Source organism: Thalassovita sp., assembly GCF_034670005.1.
GTDB lineage: Bacteria > Pseudomonadota > Alphaproteobacteria > Rhodobacterales > Rhodobacteraceae > Thalassobius.
This window is the reverse complement of record NZ_JAXMOH010000001.1, coordinates 655,034-675,129: the sequence shown is the minus strand read 5'-3', so window position 1 is coordinate 675,129 and position 20,096 is coordinate 655,034. Positions and strand designations below refer to the sequence as shown.

Genomic DNA, 20,096 nt, shown 5'->3' with positions numbered 1-20,096 from the left:
TTGTGTCTGCGCCACTATATAGGACGATCATGGACAAATTCTCGGGCCAAAAAAGCGCAGTTCATTATCTGCATCCGCCGGTCGACCCTTTCGATCAGCGTATGCTGGACGTGGGCGAGGGTCACAAGGTTTATCTGGAACAATCCGGCAATCCCGATGGGGTGCCGGTGGTTGTGTTTCATGGCGGTCCGGGCGGCGGTTGCAGCCCGGCGATGCGGCGCTATTTCGATCCCCGGGTGTACCGGATCGTACTGTTCGATCAGCGCGGCTGTGGCCGGTCCACGCCGCATTCCGGTGTGGAGGCCAATACGACCTGGCATCTGGTGCGCGATATCGAAATGATTCGGCAGAAACTGGACATTGGCACCTGGTATGTTTTTGGCGGCAGCTGGGGAGCGACATTGGCCCTGATCTATGCCCAAAGTCATCCTGGTGCGATCAAAGGTCTGATTCTGCGCGGCGTGTTTTTGGCCACCCAGGATGAACTCGATTGGTTTTATGGCGGCGGCGCCGGCAAGTTTTGGCCCGAAACCTGGGCGCGCTTTGCAGATCTGATCCCCGAGGAAGAGCGGGGCGATCTGATTGCCGCCTATCACAAGCGATTGTTTTCAGGCCATCTGCCGACCGAAATCAAATATGCCAAGGCCTGGGCGCAGTGGGAAAATGCGCTGGCTTCGGTCTATTCCACGGGGCATGGCGGCGAAAGTCCCGGCGAATATGCCCGCGCGTTTGCGCGGTTGGAAAACCACTATTTTACCAATGCAGCTTTCTTGGAGAAGGATCAGCAGATCCTCGATAACATGGGTAAGATCGCCCATATTCCCGGGGTGATCGTACAGGGGCGGTACGATATGATATGTCCGCCGACATCTGCCTGGGCACTGGCCAAACGTTGGCCGAATGCCGATTTGAAGATGATTCGTAATGCCGGTCACGCGCTGTCCGAACCAGGGATCAGCGCCGAACTGGTGCGGGTAATGGATCAGATCGCGGAAGAGGGCGGGCTGGGCTAGCGCTAGTGCCGCATCTGCTTGACCTTGCGCGGGACCGGGTTGTGGCCGGTCCGGCTTGGTTGAGAAAGATCGCAACGCCAAACGCTCCCACCCCCCCCATTGAATATGTTCTCAAATCAGGGAAAGCTTAGGTATTTGCATGAATCGATCGAGCTGCGGCACCGGGGCTTGATCTACCTGACAAAGCGGCGTATATCCCCCTCAACAGCGGCGCGTCGGACCTCTGACGCTCCACCGGGAAAGATCGACGGGCCGCGTGCCCGTTTTTTTGTGCTTGGATAAAATGACCAACGACCTGATAGCCAAAGCCGCGATGGACCGTCGTCTGGCCGAAATCATCACCCCCGTGATCGAAGACATGGGGTTCGAGTTGGTGCGCGTGCGCCTTATGGGTGGCAAGACCCACAATCTGCAGATCATGGCCGAACGTCCCGAAGGCGGGATCGAAGTTGATGAATGTGCCAGAATTTCTACCGCCGTATCAGCGGTTCTAGATGTCGAGGATCCGATCATGGATCAGTATACCCTCGAAGTCTCCAGTCCAGGTATCGACCGGCCGCTGACCCGACTGAAGGATTTCGAAACCTTCGAAGGATACGAGGTCAAGATCGAGACCACCGAAATGATCGACGGTCGCCGTCGTTTCAAAGGTGTTCTGGCCGGGGTCGAGGGCGACGAGGTCCTGATCAATCTCGACCAGGACGGCGCAGAAGTGACCGTTGGGCTGAACTTCGATTGGCTGTCTGATGCCAAGCTGGTTCTGACCGATGACCTGATTAAAGAGATGCTCAAGCAGCGCAAGGCTGCAGGCACCCTGAACGAAGACTCATTTGACGAGATTGAAACCGAAGAACCCGGTTCTCAGGAGGACTAAAGACATGGCAATCACTTCTGCAAATCAGCTGGAGCTGTTGCAAACCGCCGAGGCCGTGGCCCGCGAAAAGATGATCGACCCGTCGTTGGTCGTGGAAGCGATGGAAGAATCGCTCGCCCGTGCGGCCAAGTCGCGTTATGGCGCGGAAATGGACATTCGGGTGGCGATCGACCGCAAAACCGGCAGGGCGACCTTTACCCGTGTCCGCACGGTGGTCGAAGATGAGGAGTTGGAAAACTACCAGTCTGAACTGACCGTCGAACAGGCGCGTCAGTACATGGAAAACCCGCAAGTGGGTGATACCCTTGTCGAAGAAGTGCCGCCCGTTGAACTGGGCCGGATCGCGGCGCAATCGGCCAAGCAGGTGATTTTGCAGAAAGTCCGCGAAGCGGAACGTGATCGCCAGTTCGAAGAATTTCAGGATCGCAAGGGCACCATCATCAACGGTGTTGTTAAGCGTGAAGAATATGGCAACGTGATCGTCGATGTGGGGCGTGGCGAAGGTATTTTGCGGCGCAACGAAAAAATCGGCCGGGAAAGCTATCGACCGAATGATCGGGTGCGCTGCTTCATCAAGGATGTGCGCCGCGAAACCCGCGGGCCGCAGATTTTCCTGTCGCGCACCGCGCCGGAATTCATGGCTGAGCTGTTCAAGATGGAAGTGCCGGAAATCTATGACGGTATCATCGAAATCAAGGCTGTGGCTCGTGATCCCGGATCGCGCGCCAAGATTGCCGTGGTATCTTATGACAATTCGATTGATCCGGTTGGTGCCTGTGTCGGTATGCGCGGCAGCCGTGTTCAGGCCGTCGTGAATGAACTGCAGGGTGAAAAGATTGACATCATCCCATGGAACGAAGATGTGCCGACGTTCTTGGTGAACGCGCTGCAGCCTGCCGAAGTCAGCAAGGTTGTTCTGGATGAAGAAGCCGAGCGTATCGAGGTTGTGGTGCCGGATGAACAGCTTTCGCTGGCCATTGGTCGCCGTGGCCAGAACGTGCGCCTGGCGAGCCAGTTGACCGGTCTGGATATCGACATCATGACCGAATCGGACGAATCGGCACGTCGTCAGAAGGAATTCGAAGAACGCACCCAGCTTTTCGTCAACACTCTGGACGTTGACGAATTCTTTGCTCAATTGCTGGTGGCCGAAGGGTTCACCAACCTCGAAGAAGTCGCTTATGTTGAGCTCGACGAGCTGCTGGTGATCGACGGTGTTGACGAAGATACCGCCAAGGAACTGCAAGCCCGTGCGCGCGATTTCTTGGAAGCCCAGGCGAAAGCAGCCATTGAAAAGGCTCGTGAATTGGGCGTCGAGGACAGCCTGTTTGACTTTGAGGGTCTGACACCCCAAATGATTCAGGCCTTGGCCGAAGACGGCGTGAAAACACTGGAAGATTTCGCCACCTGTGCCGACTGGGAACTGGCGGGCGGCTGGACCACGGTGAATGGCGAACGGGTCAAGGACGAAGGGCTGCTGGAACCTTTCGACATGTCGCTGGAAGAGGCGCAGAATATGATCATGACCGCCCGCATCGCGTTGGGCTGGGTCGATCCTGCCGAGCTTGAAGCCGGAGAAGATGCGGCTGAAGGCGAAGACAACGCCGAGGAGGCCGAGGCCTGATTGCAGGTCTCGGGGGAACCGAATGACGCGCGGCGGACGTAATAAGGACCGGGAAGACGGTTCCGAGCGCAAGTGCATCGCCACCGGCGAGGTTCGGCCCAAATTTGGGCTGATCCGTTTCGTGGTGGGGCCGGATGGTCAGATCGTGCCGGATCTTATGGAAAAGTTGCCGGGGCGTGGAATTTGGGTTTCTGCGGATCGTGCCGCGCTGGAAAAAGCGGTAAAAAAGGGGCTGTTTGCCCGCGCTGCCAAACAACAGGTGACTGTGCCTGAAGATCTGCCGGATCTTGTGGAACAGGCGCTGGTGCGGCGGGTGATTGATTTGATCAGCTTGGCCCGGAAGGGTGGCGAAGCCGTCACCGGGTTCGAAAAAGTTAAGGATTGGCTAGTCAAGGACTATGCCGAAGTTTTGATCCAGGCCAGTGATGGTTCGGGTCGGGGCAAGTCGAAACTGCACACGCCGGAAGGCGGGTCGTTTATTGGTTGGCTAACAGCGGACGAGCTGGGTCAGGCCTTTGGGCGACAAACTGTAATACATGTGGTGCTAGGCGCTGGTGGTTTGACCCAGCGTGTAGTAGAGGAAGCCGCAAGACTTAAGGGTATGCGAGCCCTGGGCGGCGACGATGACCGCCGGAAAGGATGAAGAGAGCCAGATGAGCGACAACGACGGTAAAAAGACTTTGGGTGTACGTGGCGGGCCCCGTTCGGGCAATGTGAAGCAAAGCTTCAGCCACGGTCGGACCAAAAACGTCGTGGTGGAAACCAAGCGCAAGCGCGTTGTGGTGCCGAAACCCGGCGCAGCAAACTCAGGCGCTGGCAAATCGGGCCAGACAGCGGGTGATCCGTCCAGACGTCCGGCAGGAATTTCGGATGCGGAAATGGAACGCCGGATGAAGGCGTTGCAGGCGGCCAAAGCACGCGAAGTGGAAGAAGCCGCTACGCGTGTCGCCGAAGAAAAGGCGCGCGAAGAAGAACGCATGCGCCGCCGCGAAGAGGCCGAAGCCAAGGAACGTGAAGAGCGCGAACGCGAACAGGCGTTGAAGGCCCGGGCCGAAGAAGAAGCGCGTAAGAAGCAAGAAGCCGAAGACGCCGCCAAGCGCGCGGCTGCCGCTGCTGCTGCGCCGCCGGAAGACGGCGAACAGAAAACCCCGGCGCGGGCGCAGAAATCGGCTCCGACTGGTGGCGCCGCCGCACCCGGCCGCAAGAAAGAACGCGAAGATGACCGCACCCGCAGCAAAAGCAGGGATGATGGTCGTCGGTCTGGCAAACTGACGGTCAATCAAGCGCTTTCGGGTCGTGAAGGTGGACGGACAAAATCGCTGGCAGCGATGAAGCGGAAACAGGAACGCGCGCGGCAGAAGGCGATGGGCGCTCCGGTTGAACGCGAAAAGGTTGTCCGCGACGTTCGGGTGCCCGAAACCATCGTGGTATCGGAACTGGCCAACCGGATGGCGGAACGCGTCGCCGATGTGGTCAAGTCGCTGATGAAGATGGGGATGATGGTCACGCAGAACCAACCCATTGATGCCGATACCGCCGAGCTGATCGTTGAAGAATTCGGCCACCGTATTCAACGGGTGTCAGATTCCGATGTGGAAGACGTGATTCAACATGTCGAGGAAGACGAAGGCGATCTGAAGCCGCGTCCTCCGGTCATCACTATCATGGGTCACGTTGACCACGGCAAGACGTCGCTTCTGGATGCGATCCGGAATGCCAAGGTGGTTTCCGGTGAAGCGGGTGGTATCACCCAGCACATCGGTGCCTATCAGGTGAAAACCGAAAGCGGGTCGACTCTGACTTTCCTCGACACGCCGGGTCACGCCGCCTTTACTTCGATGCGGTCACGCGGTGCACAGGTTACGGATATCGTGGTTCTGGTTGTGGCTGCCGACGATTCGGTCATGCCGCAGACGATCGAAGCGATCAACCATGCCAAGGCCGCCAAAGTGCCGATGATCGTGGCGATCAACAAATGTGACAAACCTGCCGCCGATCCGAACAAGGTGCGGGCTGAACTGCTGCAGTACGAAGTGATCGTCGAAGAAATGTCAGGCGATGTGCAAGATGTGGAAGTGTCTGCCGTTACTGGACAAGGTCTTGATGAGCTTTTGGAATCGATCGCTCTGCAAGCTGAAATCCTGGAATTGAAAGCCAATCCTGATCGCGCCGCAGAAGGCGCGGTGATCGAAGCGCAGCTGGATATCGGCCGCGGTCCGGTTGCCACCGTTCTGGTACAGAAGGGGACGTTGAAGCAGGGCGACATCTTTGTCGTTGGCGAACAATGGGGCCGTGTCCGCGCACTTGTCGATGACAAGGGTGAGCGGGTACAGGAAGCCGGACCGTCGGTTCCGGTCGAGGTTCTGGGCCTTAACGGCACACCAGAAGCGGGTGACGTTCTGAACGTTGTGGATACCGAAGCCCAGGCGCGCGAGATCGCAGAATATCGCGAAAGCGCCGCGAAGGACAAACGCGCCGCTGCCGGGGCCGCAACCACGCTCGATCAGTTGATGCAGAAAGCCAAGGAAGACGAAAACGTCAAGGAACTGCCAATTCTGGTCAAAGCCGACGTGCAGGGGTCTGCCGAAGCCATCGTTCAGGCGATGGAAAAAATTGGCAACGAAGAAGTCCGCGTACGGGTGCTGCATTACGGTGTCGGTGCGATTACCGAAACCGATGTTGGCCTTGCCGAAGCGTCGGGTGCCCCGATTATGGGCTTCAACGTGCGGGCCAACGCGTCGGCACGGAATTCGGCCAACCAGAAGGGCGTGGAGATCCGCTATTATTCGGTCATCTATGATCTGGTGGACGATGTTAAGGCTGCTGCGTCCGGTCTGTTGTCTGCGGAAATCCGCGAACATTTCATCGGCTATGCCCAGATCAAGGAAGTGTTCAAGGTCTCGGGCGTTGGCAAAGTTGCTGGCTGTCTGGTCACCGAAGGTGTTGCTCGTCGGTCCGCCGGTGTGCGTCTGCTCCGCGACGACGTGGTGATCCACGAAGGCACATTGAAGACGCTGAAGCGCTTCAAGGACGAAGTCAAAGACGTTCAGTCGGGTCAGGAATGTGGTATGGCATTCGAAAACTACGACGATATCCGTCCCGGCGATGTGATCGAGATTTTCGAACGCGAAGAGGTCGAACGCAATCTGGAGTGATTTGTCGGATCAGGATTTTCCAAAATAAAAGGGGAGAGCTGATGCTCTCCCCTTTTTCTATTCCAGTAGATATTTCGCGTCAGGCGGCCTTTTGTGATACCGGATGTCCTGCGAATTCCCGGTCACCCACCCGGACAAGAATCTTACCGTCCGGCAGGCCCCGAACAAATGTTCCCTGAACAGAAACATAATTTCCAATCACGATCGTACGAAGCATTGTCTAATCCTCCCCAAAAGATTGACTTGCTCAAAATTTACGAATTTTTTGACGGGAAACCTACGAAAAAATGACGAATTGCCCCTAAATCTATACCAATGAGAAGGCTAATACGCTCAAAAGCAGGGGCCGCGGCAGTAAAAACTTTGTTTCTATGATGAGCAGATGTCCGAAGGCGCGGGTCACAGCCAATCTCGAAGAACTGGAATCAGTGGTATATCGGCCGGAGGCATCGGGTAATCGCGAAGATCGCGGGCATGCACCCATTTTAGAGTCTGACCTTCTTGTGGGTGCGGAATACCGTCCCATTTACGACAGGCAAAGAGCGGCATCAGAAGATGGAAACTGTCATAGCTGTGGCTGGCAAAGGTCAGCGGAGCCAGGCAGCTGGACCAGGTATCTATTCCCAACTCTTCCTTCAATTCGCGGACCAGGGCGTGTTCCGGTGTTTCCCCCGGTTCGATTTTGCCACCAGGAAATTCCCACAACCCCGCCATGGATTTTCCTTCTGGCCGTTGAGCCAGAAGGATACGACCATCTGTGTCGATTAGGGCGACGGCGGATACCAGAACAGTTTTCATCGGTACCGCCTCAGGACCGATAATCGGCATTGATCGAAATATAGCCGTGGGTCAGATCGCAGGTCCAAACCGTGGCCGTGCCATTGTCGAGGCCGAGATCGACTCGAATGACAATCTCGTCCTTTTTCATGTACGCGGCGCCGGCTTCTTCAGTGTAGGACGGAGCAACCCAGCCGTTCTCAGCAACGAGAATGTCGCCGAACCAGATCGTTAGTCGATCGCGTTCGGCGCGCTCGCCCGCCTTGCCGACGGCCATGACGACACGACCCCAGTTCGGATCTTCGCCGGCCACGGCGGTTTTCACCAGCGGCGAATTGGCGATGGCCATGGCAATACGATGCGCGGGACCATTGGCATTTGCACCGGTAACCTGCACCTCAATCAACTTGGTCGCGCCTTCGCCGTCCCTTGCGATTTGGATCGCGAGATCTTTCATCACCGCATGGAACGCATTGCGGAAGACCCGTACGCGCGGATCGGCGAAATCGGTGATCGGCTCCATGTCGGCCTTGCCGGTGGCGGCAACCAGAACCGTATCGGACGTCGAGGTATCCCCATCCACCGTCACACAATTGAAGGTCGAGGCATTGTCGAGCCAGAGGCATTGCTGAAGCACGTCGCGCGAAATCGCTGTGTCGGTGAAGATATAGCAGAGCATGGTCGCCATATCAGGCGCGATCATGCCGGAGCCCTTGGCAAAACCGGCGATCTTTACCTCGACACCATCGAGTGTAGCGGTCGCTGTGGCGCCTTTCGGGAAGGTGTCGGTAGTCATGATCGCATTGGCCGCATTGGAGATGTTGCCTGCGTCTTGGTTTTCGACCAGTTCGGCCACCTTTGCGGTGATCCGGTCATGGGGCAGCCGTTCGCCGATTACCCCGGTGGAACTGGTGAAGACCCGCTCGGACGGAAGGCCCGTAGCTTCGGCCACCGCGTCACAGATCGCCGCGACGGACCCTTCACCGGCGCGACCGGTGAAGGCGTTGGAATTGCCTGAATTGACGATGATCGCAGCCCCAGCATCGCTGTCGCCTTCGATCTTCGCCTGGCAGTCCAGAACATTGGCCGACCGGGTGGACGATCGTGTGAACACGCCGGTCATGGTGGTGCCAGGCGTTAGCAACGCTAGCATCACGTCGGTGCGGTCCTTGTATTTCACTCCAGCCTGAGCGGTGGCGAAGGTTACGCCTTCGATCACCGGTAGATCGGGGAAATTAGCTGGTGCCAGCGGGGAAACGGGAAGCTTGCCAGCCATTGATCAGTCCTCGAGTAGGCTGGGATCGGACAAAACGGCGGGATCAAGAGCATCCGCAGCGGTCCGGTCGATGTTGGCCTTGGCTGTCAGGTCGTCCAACAGCGCCGTGATGATCTTTTCCTGAAGGCCGCCTTCCAGTTCAGCGCGGACTTCGTCCAGGCTGGGCTTGGGGGCATCACGGGTTTCGATCAGTTTGATCACGTGCCAGCCGAATTGGGTTTCTACCGGATCTGAAATTTGTCCGGCCTCCAGTGCGACGACGGCTTTTTCAAACGATGGCACCATCATGCCTGGGCCAAACCAACCCAAAGACCCGCCATTGGGGGCCGATGGACCGGTGGAATGAGTTTTGGCGAGTTCTGCGAAATCGGCGCCGCTGCGAGCTTCTTCGGCGATTTTTTGCGCCTCTTCCTGGGTTTTTAACAGGATATGAGCAGCGTTATATTCAGGAGTGGGTTCGAAATCGGCATAGCTAGCGTCGTATTCCGCCTGCAATGCTTCTTCGGTCATAGCCGTTTTCAACACAGCGCCAATTGCACTATTTGCCAGCGCGGCGCGGCGTTGATTGTCCAGCTCGTATTGAATGGATTTGGGAAGGTCACCTTCAAGGCTTTGTTCCAGCAGGGTCTGTTGAATCACTTGGTTCAAAATGCCGGGCAGCAACGTTTCGGGCGGAAGTTGCTGATATTGCGCAGGCAATCCCCGATGGAGTTGCAGGACATGGCCAAGAGTGATCTCTGTCCCGTTCACTGTTGCGACCACATCCTCTGATTTGGGGCCGTCCTGTGCTGCCACTGGTAGCGCCATGCTGAGTGTTAATGCGGCTGCTGACAGGAAAGTGAGGCGTTTTGACATGGGCTGGGTCCTTTCAGGGCGCACTCTGGGCGCGTAACGTTGACACTGCACCAGCGTCCCCTTACATCGCCTTGAGGCCTTTGGAGCGCTGGACTTCGCACTTGTTTTATTCGGTGCATCAGGGGGCAGCAAGCAAATGCCACGCACGATATTGTCAACGACCGGATCGGAATGAACATGCTGGGTTTCGGAACTCTCGCCAAAAAGGTCTTCGGCACGCCAAATGACCGCAAAATCAAGGCGACGCGTCCGTTGGTGGAAAAGATAAACGCGCTGGAACCGGAGTTTGAAAAACTTTCCGATGAGGGGCTCATCGAAAAAACTGAAGAATTGAAAAAACGGGTGGCGGACGGCGAAAGCGTCGATGCGATCCTGCCCGAGGCATTTGCCAATTGCCGCGAAGCCGCAAGACGGGCCTTGGGGCTACGAGCCTTTGACACTCAGCTGATGGGCGGAATTTTCCTGCATCAGGGCAATATTTCGGAAATGAAGACCGGTGAAGGTAAAACGCTGGTGGCAACTTTTCCCGCCTATCTGAATGCGCTGAGCGGTAAGGGTGTTCATATCGTTACGGTCAACGATTATCTGGCCAAGCGCGACGCCGAATGGATGAGCAACGTTTACAGCGCGCTGGGTTTGACCACTGGGGTGGTTTATCCGCAACAGCCCGAGGACGAGAAGAAATCGGCGTATGCTTGTGACGTTACCTACGCCACGAACAATGAACTGGGCTTCGATTACCTGCGCGACAATATGAAGTCGGAACTGTCCGACATGAATCAGCGCGACCATCACTATGCTATCGTTGACGAAGTCGATTCGATCCTGATCGACGAAGCGCGGACGCCGTTGATTATTTCGGGTCCTGCACAAGACCGGTCTGATTTGTATCTCGCCATCGATAAACTGATCCCGGAACTGTCCGAAGAACATTATGCGCTCGATGAAAAAACCCGGAATGTAACCTATACCGACGAAGGCAATGAATTCCTCGAAGCCACGTTGCTGAAGGGCGGTTTGTTGCCCGAAGGGCAAAGCCTGTACGATCCCGAAAGCACGACTCTGGTGCATCATGTCAATCAAGGGCTGCGGGCGCATAAGCTGTTCACCCGGGACAAGGACTATATTGTTCGCGACGGTGACGTGGTTCTGATCGATGAATTCACCGGCCGGATGATGGCGGGCCGCCGCCTGTCGGATGGCTTGCATCAGGCCATTGAAGCCAAGGAAGGGTGCCCGATTCAGGCCGAAAACGTGACCTTGGCGCAGGTGACATTCCAGAACTATTTCCGGCTTTACGACAAGCTGGCGGGAATGACCGGCACTGCTGCAACTGAGGCCGAGGAATTCATGGAAATCTACGGGCTGGGCGTGGTCGAAGTGCCGACCAACAGACCGATTGCCCGTCTGGATGAAGACGATCAGGTCTATCGCACTGCCAAGGAAAAATTCGACGCCATCGTGCGTACGATCCAGGAAGCACATGAAAAGCAGCAGCCGGTACTGGTTGGCACGACATCAATCGAAAAATCGGAATTTCTCAGTCAGTTGCTGACCGAAGCGGGTGTTCCGCATAACGTGCTCAACGCTCGCCAGCATGAAAAAGAGGCGCAGATCGTCGCTGATGCCGGCAAGCTGGGCGCGGTGACGATTGCCACCAATATGGCCGGGCGCGGTACCGACATCAAGCTGGGCGGCAATGTCGAGTTCAAGATCATGGAAGCCATCGAGGGCAATCCCGAGGCCGACCATCAGGCGATCCGTGAACGGATCGAAAAAGAACACGAAGCCGACGAACAGGCGGTAAAGGATGCCGGGGGCCTGTTCGTTCTGGCCACCGAACGGCACGAAAGCCGCCGCATCGACAACCAGCTGCGCGGTCGTTCGGGTCGCCAGGGCGACCCGGGACGGTCGTCCTTTTTCCTGTCTCTGGAAGACGACCTGATGCGGATTTTCGGGTCAGAACGGTTGGAAAAGGTGCTTTCGTCGCTCGGCATGAAAGAAGGTGAAGCGATCATTCACCCGTGGGTGAACAAATCGTTGGAACGTGCGCAGGCCAAGGTCGAAGGACGTAATTTCGACATTCGAAAACAGCTTCTGAAATTCGACGACGTGATGAACGAACAGCGCAAGGTGATTTTCAGCCAGCGCCGTGAAATCATGGAAGCCGAAGATCTGTCCGAAATCGCCAAGGACATGCGCGATCAGGTGATTGATGATCTGGTCGACACCTATATCCCGCCGAAATCCTATGCCGATCAGTGGAACACCGAAGGATTGTATGCCGCGGTGCTTGAAAAGCTGAACATGGATGTTGCGGTCATCAAATGGGCCGAAGAAGAAGGCGTAGACGGCGATGTGATCGCAGAACGCCTGGAAGAAGAAGCGGACAAATCCATGGCAGAAAAGGCCGAAGCCTTTGGTGCCGATACCATGCGTCAGATCGAAAAACAGATTCTGCTGCAAACCATCGATGGCAAGTGGCGTGAACATTTGTTGACGCTGGAACATCTCCGTTCTGTCGTGGGGTTCCGTGGCTATGCCCAGCGCGATCCATTGAACGAATATAAGACCGAAAGCTTCCAGTTGTTCGAGTCTATGCTGGACGGTCTGCGTGAAGACGTGACGCAGAAATTAGGCCAGGTTCGCCCGATGACAGAAGAAGAACAGAAGCAGATGATGCAACAGATGGTGGCACAGCAGGCAGCGATGCAGCCACCAGAGGCCGCCCCGGAACCTGCCGCGCCCGTACTTGCTGAGGCGGGCGAACAGGGTGGAGCCACCGAAGGGTTCGATGAAAACGACCCGACGACCTGGGGCAACCCGGGCCGCAATGAACTTTGCCCCTGCGGGTCGGGCAAAAAGTTCAAACACTGCCACGGTCGGCTGTCCTGATAATACCGGGCGCGGGACAGAAAGACTCCGCGCCCGCGCCACATCGCTGCCTCTTTTATGCGGTTTGATAACGACTAATCAGATCCGTTCCGGAGGCAGAAATGGCAAATTTGAATCGCATTGTAATGGGTGTTGCATCGGTAACCGCCGCTCTGGCGATCGGCTATATCATGCAAAGTGGATCGAACTCTCATCCCCAGCTCGCCAATATCAAACCACAGCCTGCATCAACGCAGCGGCTTGCACTGAATGATATAAAGCTGACGGTGGCGCCGCCGACCGTCGAAGAGGACCCGGCGATTGTTCCGGACCAGGACGATCCGATCCGGCATGCTGCTGCCACGCCGCAACTTGACGTCGAACCGATTGCCGATAATCCGGTTCTGGACATGCCTGCGACGGCTTGCGATCCGGTTATGACCGTCGCGCCAATGCCCGCGGCCATGGTCGAACTGAAACTGGTTGCCTGTTTGCCGGATCAACGAGTGACGATCCATCACAACGGAATGATGTTCAGCGACGTCACGGATGATCGGGGCAGTTTGACCGTTCGGGTGCCCGCGTTGTCACAGATTGCTGTATTCATTGCCGATTTCGGAAATGGCGATGGTGCCGTTGCTCATACTACCGTACCAGATCTGGCCGATTTCGAACGCGCTGTGCTGCAATGGCGTGGGGCAGAGGGGATGCATATCCATGCAATGGAATATGGTGCAGAATTTGGTCAGGACGGACATGTCTGGGCCGACGCTCCGGGAACTGCCGATTTGGCATTGGCGGGGCAGGGCGGTTTTCTGACGGAATTAGGTGACCGGCAGGGGCCGGAAGATTACAGGGCCGAGGTCTATACCTTTCCCTCTGGTCATGCGGCGCGCGGTGGCGGCATCGCCTTTAGCGTCGATGTCGAAGTAACGGCCGACAATTGCGATCGCGAGATCGGGGCCGAGGCGCTACAGCTAAGCACTGACGGTTCACCGCTGCAAGTGCGCGAACTTGTGCTTTCCATGCCGCAATGCGATGCGCGAGGCGACTTTCTGGTGTTGAATAACTTGCTGCAAGACCTGAAGATCGCATCGAACTAAACGCCATTTCGGGGACAAAGCCATGATACTAGCGCGTGCGGCGGTTTTCGCCGCGCTTTTTCTTTTGGCTCTGCCGCGGATTGCCGCAGCGCAGGATGTCACTCTGATGTCACGTGATGGTTCGGTAGAGATTTCCGGAACATTGCTGGGATTTGATGGTGAATATTACCGGGTTGATACGATCTATGGTGAACTGACGGTAGATGGGTCGGGGGTGAATTGCGATGGGCCCGGCTGTCCAAGCCTGACTGACTATGTGGCCGAACTGCAATTTTCTGGTGCGGGATCGATGGGCAGGGTGCTGCTGCCTGCGCTGATTGAGGTCTTTTCCCGTAAATCCGATCTTCAGGCGGACCGCGAAACCGTCGATGATTCCCATATCCGTTTTACCCTGACAGATCGTCAAAGCGGTAAGACCGTGGGTCTGTTTACCCTGAGACTGACAAATAGCGATGAAGGATTTGCCGATTTGCTGGCCAATGAGGCTGATATCGCTATGGCGTTGCGTGAATTGCGCCCGACTGAAGCGGTATTGGCACGAGAGGCCGGGCTGGGTGATATGACAGTGCCGGGCCGCAACCGGGTTCTGGCGCTGGATGCGCTGGTGCCGGTTGTCGCGCCGGGCAACGCTCTGACCCGAATCAGCGCTTTGGATTTGTCCCGCGTTCTGAGCGGTGAAGTCGATAACTGGACCGCGCTGGGTGGACCCGACGCGCCGATCACCCTCCATTTGCGCAACCGGCATTCCGGCCTTTGGCAAGCAGCCGAAGATCGCCTGTTGCGCCCAGTGGGCAAGGTATTGTCGGATCAGGCGTTACGCTATAACAGCGATCCGGCGCTGGCCCTGGCGGTGGAACGCGATCCGTTCGGGATTGGCCTGACAAGTGTGACCGAAACCGGAAATGCCAAGATGCTGGCACTAAGCGGCCATTGCGGGTTTGCCCTGTCTGCCAACAGGAACACGATCAAGACCGAAGATTACCCGTTAACCGCACCAATGTTCCTGTATCTGCCTGCGCGGCGGCTGCCGAAACTGGCGCGCGATTTTCTGACTTTCACCCGATCAGACGCAGCTCAGATTGTGATCCGGCGCGCCGGGTTTACCGATCAGATCCCGGAAGAGATCGCGATCGATGATCAGGGTAACCGGTTCGTCAACGCGATTGCGCGTTCGGGCGCGGAAATCGGGTTGGACGACTTGAAACGGATGGTTGGTGTTCTGTCTGATAAGACCAGGCTAAGCCTGTCTTTCCGGTTCGAAGCTGGATCGGCGCGGCTGGATGCGCAATCGCGCTCAAACGTGGAACAATTGGCTCATGCACTGGAAACCGGCGCATTTGATGCCCGCAGTTTGTTGTTTGTGGGCTTCAGCGATGGCGACGGGAGTGCAAAAAGCAATCAGGCGATTGCACTGCGTCGGGCGAAAGCGGTTCTGGCAGCGGTGAAAAAGGCGGCGGAGACAGCGAATTTCGACCGGTTGGATTTGCAGGCCGAGGCCTTTGGAGAGGCGATGCCGATGGCCTGTGACGACAGCGCCTGGGGCCGCAGGGCCAATCGTCGGGTCGAGGTCTGGCTGCGTTGAAACGGTCGTGTATCTGCCTTCCGAACCGGTGAGCTAAAGCAATTCTTCAGCCCGAAAGCTGAGTTCACGGGATTTTCCGATGATCAGGTGGTCATGCAGGGTCAGGCCAAGCGCCCGTGCCGCAGCTTCGATCTGTTTCGTCATGACGATATCCGCCTCGGACGGGGTGGGGTCGCCAGAGGGGTGGTTATGCACCAGGATTAATGCACTGGCGCTAAGTTCCAGCGCTCGCTTGACCACTTCGCGCGGATAAACCGGCACATGGTCAACGGTTCCTTGTGCCTGTTCCTCATCTGCGATCATCACGTTCTTGAGGTCAAGATACAGCACCCGGAATTGTTCGGTATCCCGATGCGACATGGTTGCACGGCAATAGTTCAACAGATCGTCCCAGCTGCTGACCACATGCCGTTGCAAAACACGGGAGCGGGTTAACCGATGCGCAGCGGCTTCTATGATTTTCAGTTCGGTGATGACGGCGGGGCCGATCCCTTTGACTTCTTGCAGGCGGGGGATGGGGGCAGACACTACCCGGTTGAAATCGCCGAACGTGTCGAGCAACAGCCAAGCCAGTGGTTTGACGTCCCGGCGCGGGATGGCGCGAAACAGTACCAGTTCCAGCATTTCATAATCGGGAATCGCGGCCGCACCGCCCTGCAGGAACCTGTCGCGGAGCCGTTTGCGGTGATCGGCGATGTAAGAGGGTTGCCGGAGGGAGGGCTGCGGCATTGCAGGGGCATCATCCGCCGAGAACAGCGGCAATTTTTCGGAAAAGGCGGGTTGGTCCGGCATAGGGGCAGGGTGCCCGAGATTGGTTAGCGACGGATTAAGAGCGGTGGGAAACTGGGCATGTTTCCACCTGGATATTCCGGAACAGGAGAAGACAAAAAGGGGACCCTGACGGGTCCCCTTTTACACCATGATTGGTGGCTTACTCAGCCCTTCATCGAATCCCAGAAGTTTTTCACCGAGGAAAAGAAGCTGGAACTTTCGGGATTGTTATCCTCGGAAAGCGCCGCGAATTCCTTCAGCAACTCCTTCTGTTTGGACGTCAGGTTAACCGGGGTTTCCACTGCCAGTTCGATGAACATATCGCCGTGATGACCGCCGCGTAGTGCGGGCATGCCCTTGCTGCGCAGGCGCATCTGACGGCCTGATTGGCTGCCTGCAGGGATTTTCACCCGGGACCGGCCGCCGTCGATTGTCGGTACCTCGATATCGCCGCCCATCGCTGCCGTCGCCATTGCGACCGGCACGCGGCAATAAAGGTTGGTGTCTTCGCGTTCGAAAATCTCGTGTTTCTTCACCTCGATGAAGATGTAGAGATCGCCCGAAGGACCACCGCGCATGCCCGCCTCACCTTCGCCAGCCAATCGAATCCGGGTGCCGGTTTCGACGCCTGCCGGGATATTCACCGACAAAGACCGTTCCTTGTGAACCCGGCCTTGTCCGGCGCAGGCTTTGCACGGGTTCTGGATGATCTGGCCCATGCCGGAACAGGTCGGACAGGTGCGTTCAACGGTGAAAAATCCCTGCTGAGCGCGCACCTTACCCATGCCGGAACAGGTTGGGCAGGTTTGCGGTTCAGCGCCACCTTCGGCGCCCGATCCTTCACAGGCATCGCAGGGCACCGAGGTTGGTACCTTGATGGTTTTTTGCAGGCCTGAATAGGCGTCTTCCAGAGTGACACGCAGGTTGTAGCGCAGATCGGCCCCGCGCGCCGCACGACCGCGTCCACCGCCGCCGCGACCGCCCATCATGTCGCCGAACAGGTCGTCGAACACATCCGAGAACGCGCTGGCGAAATCGCCCTGTCCGCCGCCTTGGAATCCACCGCCCGGGCGGCCGCCACCGCCCATACCGCCGTCGAAAGCGGCATGACCGAAACGGTCATAGGCGGCTTTCTTTTCGGGGTCTTTCAGGCATTCATAGGCTTCGTTCGCTTCTTTGAACTGGTCCTCGGCCTCGGGGTTGTCAGAATTGCTGTCTGGATGCAGTTCCTTGGCCTTCTTACGATAGGCTTTCTTAATTTCGTCGGCTGAGGCCCCCTTGGCCACGCCAAGCACGTCGTAGTAATCACGTTTAGCCATTGGGTTTCCCCTTATTCGGGAACGCTAAGGGCCGGTCCGGCACGGACCGGCCCCGAGAGGTTCCTTGAAAACGCTTACGCGCGCTTGTCGTCGTCGAGATCTTCGAAGTCGGCATCGACGATATCATCGTCGGCCGCGCCGCCGGAGACATCACTATCCACATCGGCCGGAGCGTCTTCGCCTTCGTCCTGGCTGGCCTTGTAGATGGCTTCGCCCAGTTTCATGGCGGCTTCGGTTACGTTCTGGATGCCCGACTTGATCTTGTCGGCAGCGATATCGTCTTTCTCGAGATCATCTTTCAGGGCCGCAACGGCAAGCTCAATCGCCTCGATGGTGGTCGGGTCGACCTTGTCGGCATGCTCTTCCATCGACTTCTCGGTCGAATGGATCAGGCTTTCGGCCTGGTTGCGCGCCTCGACCAGCTCTTTACGATCCTTATCCGCTTCGGCATTGGCTTCGGCATCCTTGACCATCTGATCGATCTCGTCGTCGGACAGACCGCCCGACGCTTGGATCGTGATGTTCTGTTCCTTGCCGGTGCCTTTGTCCTTGGCCGAAACCGATACGATGCCGTTGGCGTCGATGTCGAAAGTCACTTCGATCTGCGGCAGACCGCGCGGAGCCGGCGGAATGTCTTCGAGGTTGAACTGTCCCAACATCTTGTTATCGGAGGCCATTTCCCGTTCACCCTGGAACACCCGGATCGTCACAGCCGACTGGTTATCCTCGGCTGTCGAGAAGACCTGGCTTTTCTTGGTCGGGATCGTGGTGTTGCGGTCGATCAGGCGGGTGAATACGCCGCCCAGGGTTTCGATGCCGAGGCTCAGCGGGGTCACGTCGAGCAGAACAACGTCTTTGACGTCGCCTTGCAGTACGCCCGCCTGAATGGCGGCACCCATGGCCACAACCTCATCGGGGTTCACACCCTTATGGGGTTCCTTGCCAAAGAACTTGGTAACCTCTTCGACAACACGCGGCATCCGGGTCATACCACCGACCAGAACCACTTCATCGATATCACTGGTGGTCAGGCCCGCATCCTTCAAAGCCGCTTGGCACGGTTTGATCGAAGACTTGATCAGATCCGACACGAGGCTTTCCAGCTTGGCACGGGTCAGCTTCATCACCATGTGCAGCGGCTGACCGCCATTCGGATCCATCGAGATGAATGGCTGGTTGATTTCGGTCTGCTGCGAGCTCGACAATTCGATCTTGGCTTTCTCGGCGGCTTCTTTCAGCCGTTGCAGCGCCATCTTGTCTTTGGTCAGGTCAACGCCGTGCTCTTTCTTGAACTCGTCGGCCAGGTAATTAACGATCCGCATGTCGAAATCTTCGCCACCCAAGAAAGTGTCGCCGTTGGTCGACTTCACTTCAAACAGGCCGTCGTCGATTTCCAGAATGGTTACGTCGAAGGTCCCACCGCCAAGGTCATAGACCGCGATAGTGTGAGTTTCCTGTTTGTCGAGACCATAGGCCAGCGCGGCTGCGGTCGGTTCGTTGATGATCCGCAGCACTTCCAGACCGGCGATCTTGCCGGCGTCCTTGGTGGCCTGACGCTGGGCGTCGTTGAAATAGGCGGGAACCGTGATCACCGCTTGGGTAACCTCTTCGCCGAGATAGCTTTCGGCGGTTTCTTTCATTTTGCCCAGAATGAAGGCTGAAATCTGCGACGGGCTGTATTTTTCGCTTTTGGCTTCGACCCAAGCATCGCCATTGCCGCCATCGACAACGGAGAAGGGCAGGTTTTTCTTGTCTTTGGCCAGATGCGCATCGTCGAACCGGCGACCGATCAGACGCTTGACGCCGAAGATAGTGTTGGAGGCGTTGGTGACAGCTTGGCGTTTCGCGGCTTGTCCGACCAGACGCTCGTCGTCAGTAAACGCAACGATCGACGGCGTGGTACGCGCACCTTCGGCGTTTTCAATTACTTTGGGCTGCGACCCGTCCATGATGGAAACGCAGCTATTGGTCGTTCCGAGGTCAATACCGATGACTTTCGACATGTTTTTCGATCCCTTTACAATTTAAGGCGATGACACGAGGCGGGGACCCGTTATGGCATCCTGCCCCGATCCGGTTGTGCGATGTGCGATGCATCACCGCGCTTCTCGGCGTATATAGGGAGGCTGAAACAGCCCTGCAAGCGTTGAGAACCTGTGGCAATTGCGATTCTGCGGGAAAAATTTGACAGCCGGGGCGTTACGGCAGGAAAGGCGGGGATAATGACTGGTTGCATGACGGTCCGAGGTTTTCAGATATACTCAGAAAAGCTTGACGCCGAGACGCAGCAGGCAATGCTGGAGGACTTGCGACAGGTGATCCGGCAGGCCCCGATGTTTTCGCCGCAAACCCCCTTTGGCAAACCGATGTCGGTCAGGATGACATCCGCAGGCAGGGTTGGATGGGTTTCGGACCGCAACGGTTATCGCTATGCCCACAGGCATCCCGATGGAGGACCATGGCCGACAATCCCCGAAACCGTTCTCACAGTCTGGCGCGACCTGGTCAGTACGGATCGTGACCCCGATTGTTGCCTGATCAACTTTTATGGCGAACAAGCCCGTATGGGGATGCATCAGGACCGCGACGAGACCGATTTTTCCTGGCCGGTTCTGTCGCTGTCTTTGGGCGACGAAGGATTGTTCCGTATCGGCAACCAGACCCGTGGCGGGAAGACTGAATCGATCTGGCTACGCTCGGGCAGTGTGGTCGTTATGGGCGGCCCGGCGCGGTTGACCTATCATGGTATCGACAAGATTCGATTCAAGTCTTCGTCTTTGTTGCCAAAAGGGGGCCGCATTAACGTGACCTGCAGGGTGGTGGGCTGACGGCGCGGCTGCACCCATCCGACGCAGGTCACCCGGGGTCCGCTC

General features: G+C 57.1%; 15 protein-coding genes. 9 read left to right on the top strand and 6 right to left on the bottom strand.

Annotation, left to right across the window (positions count from 1 at the left end; all coding sequences use genetic code 11):
- Window positions 1-29: 29 nt before the first annotated feature.
- The 5 genes from pip (at window position 30) to infB (ending at window position 6,666) form a co-directional block, all read left to right on the top strand.
- The gene (pip, locus tag VOI23_RS03330; protein WP_323781505.1) at window positions 30-1,013 is read left to right on the top strand and encodes a prolyl aminopeptidase; all 984 of its coding nucleotides are present in this window, start codon (window positions 30-32) and stop codon (window positions 1,011-1,013) included.
- Between the two features lie 283 nt (window positions 1,014-1,296).
- Window positions 1,297-1,887: a ribosome maturation factor RimP gene (gene rimP / locus VOI23_RS03325; protein ID WP_323781502.1), complete on the top strand. Its 591-nt coding sequence runs from the start codon at window positions 1,297-1,299 to the stop codon at window positions 1,885-1,887.
- Between the two features lie 4 nt (window positions 1,888-1,891).
- Complete coding sequence (gene nusA / locus VOI23_RS03320) at window positions 1,892-3,511, top strand: transcription termination factor NusA (protein WP_323781499.1); 1,620 nt, start codon at window positions 1,892-1,894, stop codon at window positions 3,509-3,511.
- A 22-nt stretch (window positions 3,512-3,533) separates the two neighbouring features.
- A complete protein-coding gene (locus VOI23_RS03315) occupies window positions 3,534-4,154 on the top strand; it encodes an RNA-binding protein (protein WP_323781496.1) in 621 nt (206 codons plus the stop codon).
- A 10-nt stretch (window positions 4,155-4,164) separates the two neighbouring features.
- On the top strand, window positions 4,165-6,666 hold the full coding sequence (infB, locus tag VOI23_RS03310) for a translation initiation factor IF-2 (protein ID WP_323781493.1): 2,502 nt from the start codon (window positions 4,165-4,167) through the stop codon (window positions 6,664-6,666).
- Between the two features lie 399 nt (window positions 6,667-7,065).
- Here infB and mutT read toward each other — a convergent pair whose 3' ends face one another.
- The 3 genes from mutT to VOI23_RS03295 are packed head-to-tail and all read right to left on the bottom strand — an operon-like array spanning window position 7,066 to window position 9,574.
- The gene (gene mutT, locus VOI23_RS03305) at window positions 7,066-7,464 is read right to left on the bottom strand and encodes an 8-oxo-dGTP diphosphatase MutT (RefSeq protein ID WP_323781489.1); all 399 of its coding nucleotides are present in this window, start codon (window positions 7,462-7,464) and stop codon (window positions 7,066-7,068) included.
- A 10-nt stretch (window positions 7,465-7,474) separates the two neighbouring features.
- Window positions 7,475-8,719, bottom strand: a complete 1,245-nt coding sequence (gene argJ / locus VOI23_RS03300; protein ID WP_323781486.1) for a bifunctional glutamate N-acetyltransferase/amino-acid acetyltransferase ArgJ — start codon at window positions 8,717-8,719, stop codon at window positions 7,475-7,477.
- A 3-nt stretch (window positions 8,720-8,722) separates the two neighbouring features.
- A complete protein-coding gene (locus VOI23_RS03295; protein WP_323781484.1) occupies window positions 8,723-9,574 on the bottom strand; it encodes a peptidylprolyl isomerase in 852 nt (283 codons plus the stop codon).
- 177 nt (window positions 9,575-9,751) lie between these two features.
- Between VOI23_RS03295 and secA the strand changes: the two genes are divergently transcribed.
- The 3 genes from secA to VOI23_RS03280 all read left to right on the top strand — a co-directional run bounded on the left by secA (window position 9,752) and on the right by VOI23_RS03280 (window position 15,133).
- The gene (gene secA, locus VOI23_RS03290) at window positions 9,752-12,469 is read left to right on the top strand and encodes a preprotein translocase subunit SecA (protein ID WP_323781859.1); all 2,718 of its coding nucleotides are present in this window, start codon (window positions 9,752-9,754) and stop codon (window positions 12,467-12,469) included.
- 101 nt (window positions 12,470-12,570) lie between these two features.
- Window positions 12,571-13,551, top strand: a complete 981-nt coding sequence (locus VOI23_RS03285; RefSeq protein WP_323781481.1) for a hypothetical protein — start codon at window positions 12,571-12,573, stop codon at window positions 13,549-13,551.
- A 22-nt stretch (window positions 13,552-13,573) separates the two neighbouring features.
- On the top strand, window positions 13,574-15,133 hold the full coding sequence (locus VOI23_RS03280) for a phosphate ABC transporter substrate-binding/OmpA family protein (RefSeq protein WP_323781478.1): 1,560 nt from the start codon (window positions 13,574-13,576) through the stop codon (window positions 15,131-15,133).
- A gap of 33 nt (window positions 15,134-15,166) precedes the next feature.
- Here VOI23_RS03280 and radC read toward each other — a convergent pair whose 3' ends face one another.
- The 3 genes from radC to dnaK all read right to left on the bottom strand — a co-directional run bounded on the left by radC (window position 15,167) and on the right by dnaK (window position 19,226).
- Window positions 15,167-15,925 (bottom strand): RadC family protein, encoded by a 759-nt coding sequence (gene radC / locus VOI23_RS03275; RefSeq protein WP_323781475.1) that lies wholly within the window; start codon window positions 15,923-15,925, stop codon window positions 15,167-15,169.
- 143 nt (window positions 15,926-16,068) lie between these two features.
- Entirely contained in the window at window positions 16,069-17,223 is a 1,155-nt protein-coding gene (gene dnaJ, locus VOI23_RS03270; protein WP_323781471.1) for a molecular chaperone DnaJ, read from the bottom strand.
- A gap of 74 nt (window positions 17,224-17,297) precedes the next feature.
- Window positions 17,298-19,226, bottom strand: coding sequence for a molecular chaperone DnaK (dnaK, locus tag VOI23_RS03265; RefSeq protein ID WP_323781468.1), 1,929 nt, complete (start codon window positions 19,224-19,226; stop codon window positions 17,298-17,300).
- A gap of 219 nt (window positions 19,227-19,445) precedes the next feature.
- Here dnaK and VOI23_RS03260 point away from each other — a divergent pair, with 219 nt between their 5' ends.
- Window positions 19,446-20,051 (top strand): alpha-ketoglutarate-dependent dioxygenase AlkB, encoded by a 606-nt coding sequence (locus VOI23_RS03260; RefSeq protein WP_323781465.1) that lies wholly within the window; start codon window positions 19,446-19,448, stop codon window positions 20,049-20,051.
- Window positions 20,052-20,096: the final 45 nt, after the last annotated feature.

Bases quoted from the DNA above. Each gene is read 5' to 3' on its own strand.
- pip (WP_323781505.1), top strand. From the start codon at position 30: ATGGACAAATTCTCGGGCCAAAAAAGCGCAGTTCATTATCTGCATCCG.
- rimP (WP_323781502.1), top strand. From the start codon at position 1,297: ATGACCAACGACCTGATAGCCAAAGCCGCGATGGACCGTCGTCTGGCC.
- nusA (WP_323781499.1), top strand. From the start codon at position 1,892: ATGGCAATCACTTCTGCAAATCAGCTGGAGCTGTTGCAAACCGCCGAG.
- VOI23_RS03315 (WP_323781496.1), top strand. From the start codon at position 3,534: ATGACGCGCGGCGGACGTAATAAGGACCGGGAAGACGGTTCCGAGCGC.
- infB (WP_323781493.1), top strand. From the start codon at position 4,165: ATGAGCGACAACGACGGTAAAAAGACTTTGGGTGTACGTGGCGGGCCC.
- mutT (WP_323781489.1), bottom strand. From the start codon at position 7,464: ATGAAAACTGTTCTGGTATCCGCCGTCGCCCTAATCGACACAGATGGT.
- argJ (WP_323781486.1), bottom strand. From the start codon at position 8,719: ATGGCTGGCAAGCTTCCCGTTTCCCCGCTGGCACCAGCTAATTTCCCC.
- VOI23_RS03295 (WP_323781484.1), bottom strand. From the start codon at position 9,574: ATGTCAAAACGCCTCACTTTCCTGTCAGCAGCCGCATTAACACTCAGC.
- secA (WP_323781859.1), top strand. From the start codon at position 9,752: ATGCTGGGTTTCGGAACTCTCGCCAAAAAGGTCTTCGGCACGCCAAAT.
- VOI23_RS03285 (WP_323781481.1), top strand. From the start codon at position 12,571: ATGGCAAATTTGAATCGCATTGTAATGGGTGTTGCATCGGTAACCGCC.
- VOI23_RS03280 (WP_323781478.1), top strand. From the start codon at position 13,574: ATGATACTAGCGCGTGCGGCGGTTTTCGCCGCGCTTTTTCTTTTGGCT.
- radC (WP_323781475.1), bottom strand. From the start codon at position 15,925: ATGCCGGACCAACCCGCCTTTTCCGAAAAATTGCCGCTGTTCTCGGCG.
- dnaJ (WP_323781471.1), bottom strand. From the start codon at position 17,223: ATGGCTAAACGTGATTACTACGACGTGCTTGGCGTGGCCAAGGGGGCC.
- dnaK (WP_323781468.1), bottom strand. From the start codon at position 19,226: ATGTCGAAAGTCATCGGTATTGACCTCGGAACGACCAATAGCTGCGTT.
- VOI23_RS03260 (WP_323781465.1), top strand. From the start codon at position 19,446: ATGACTGGTTGCATGACGGTCCGAGGTTTTCAGATATACTCAGAAAAG.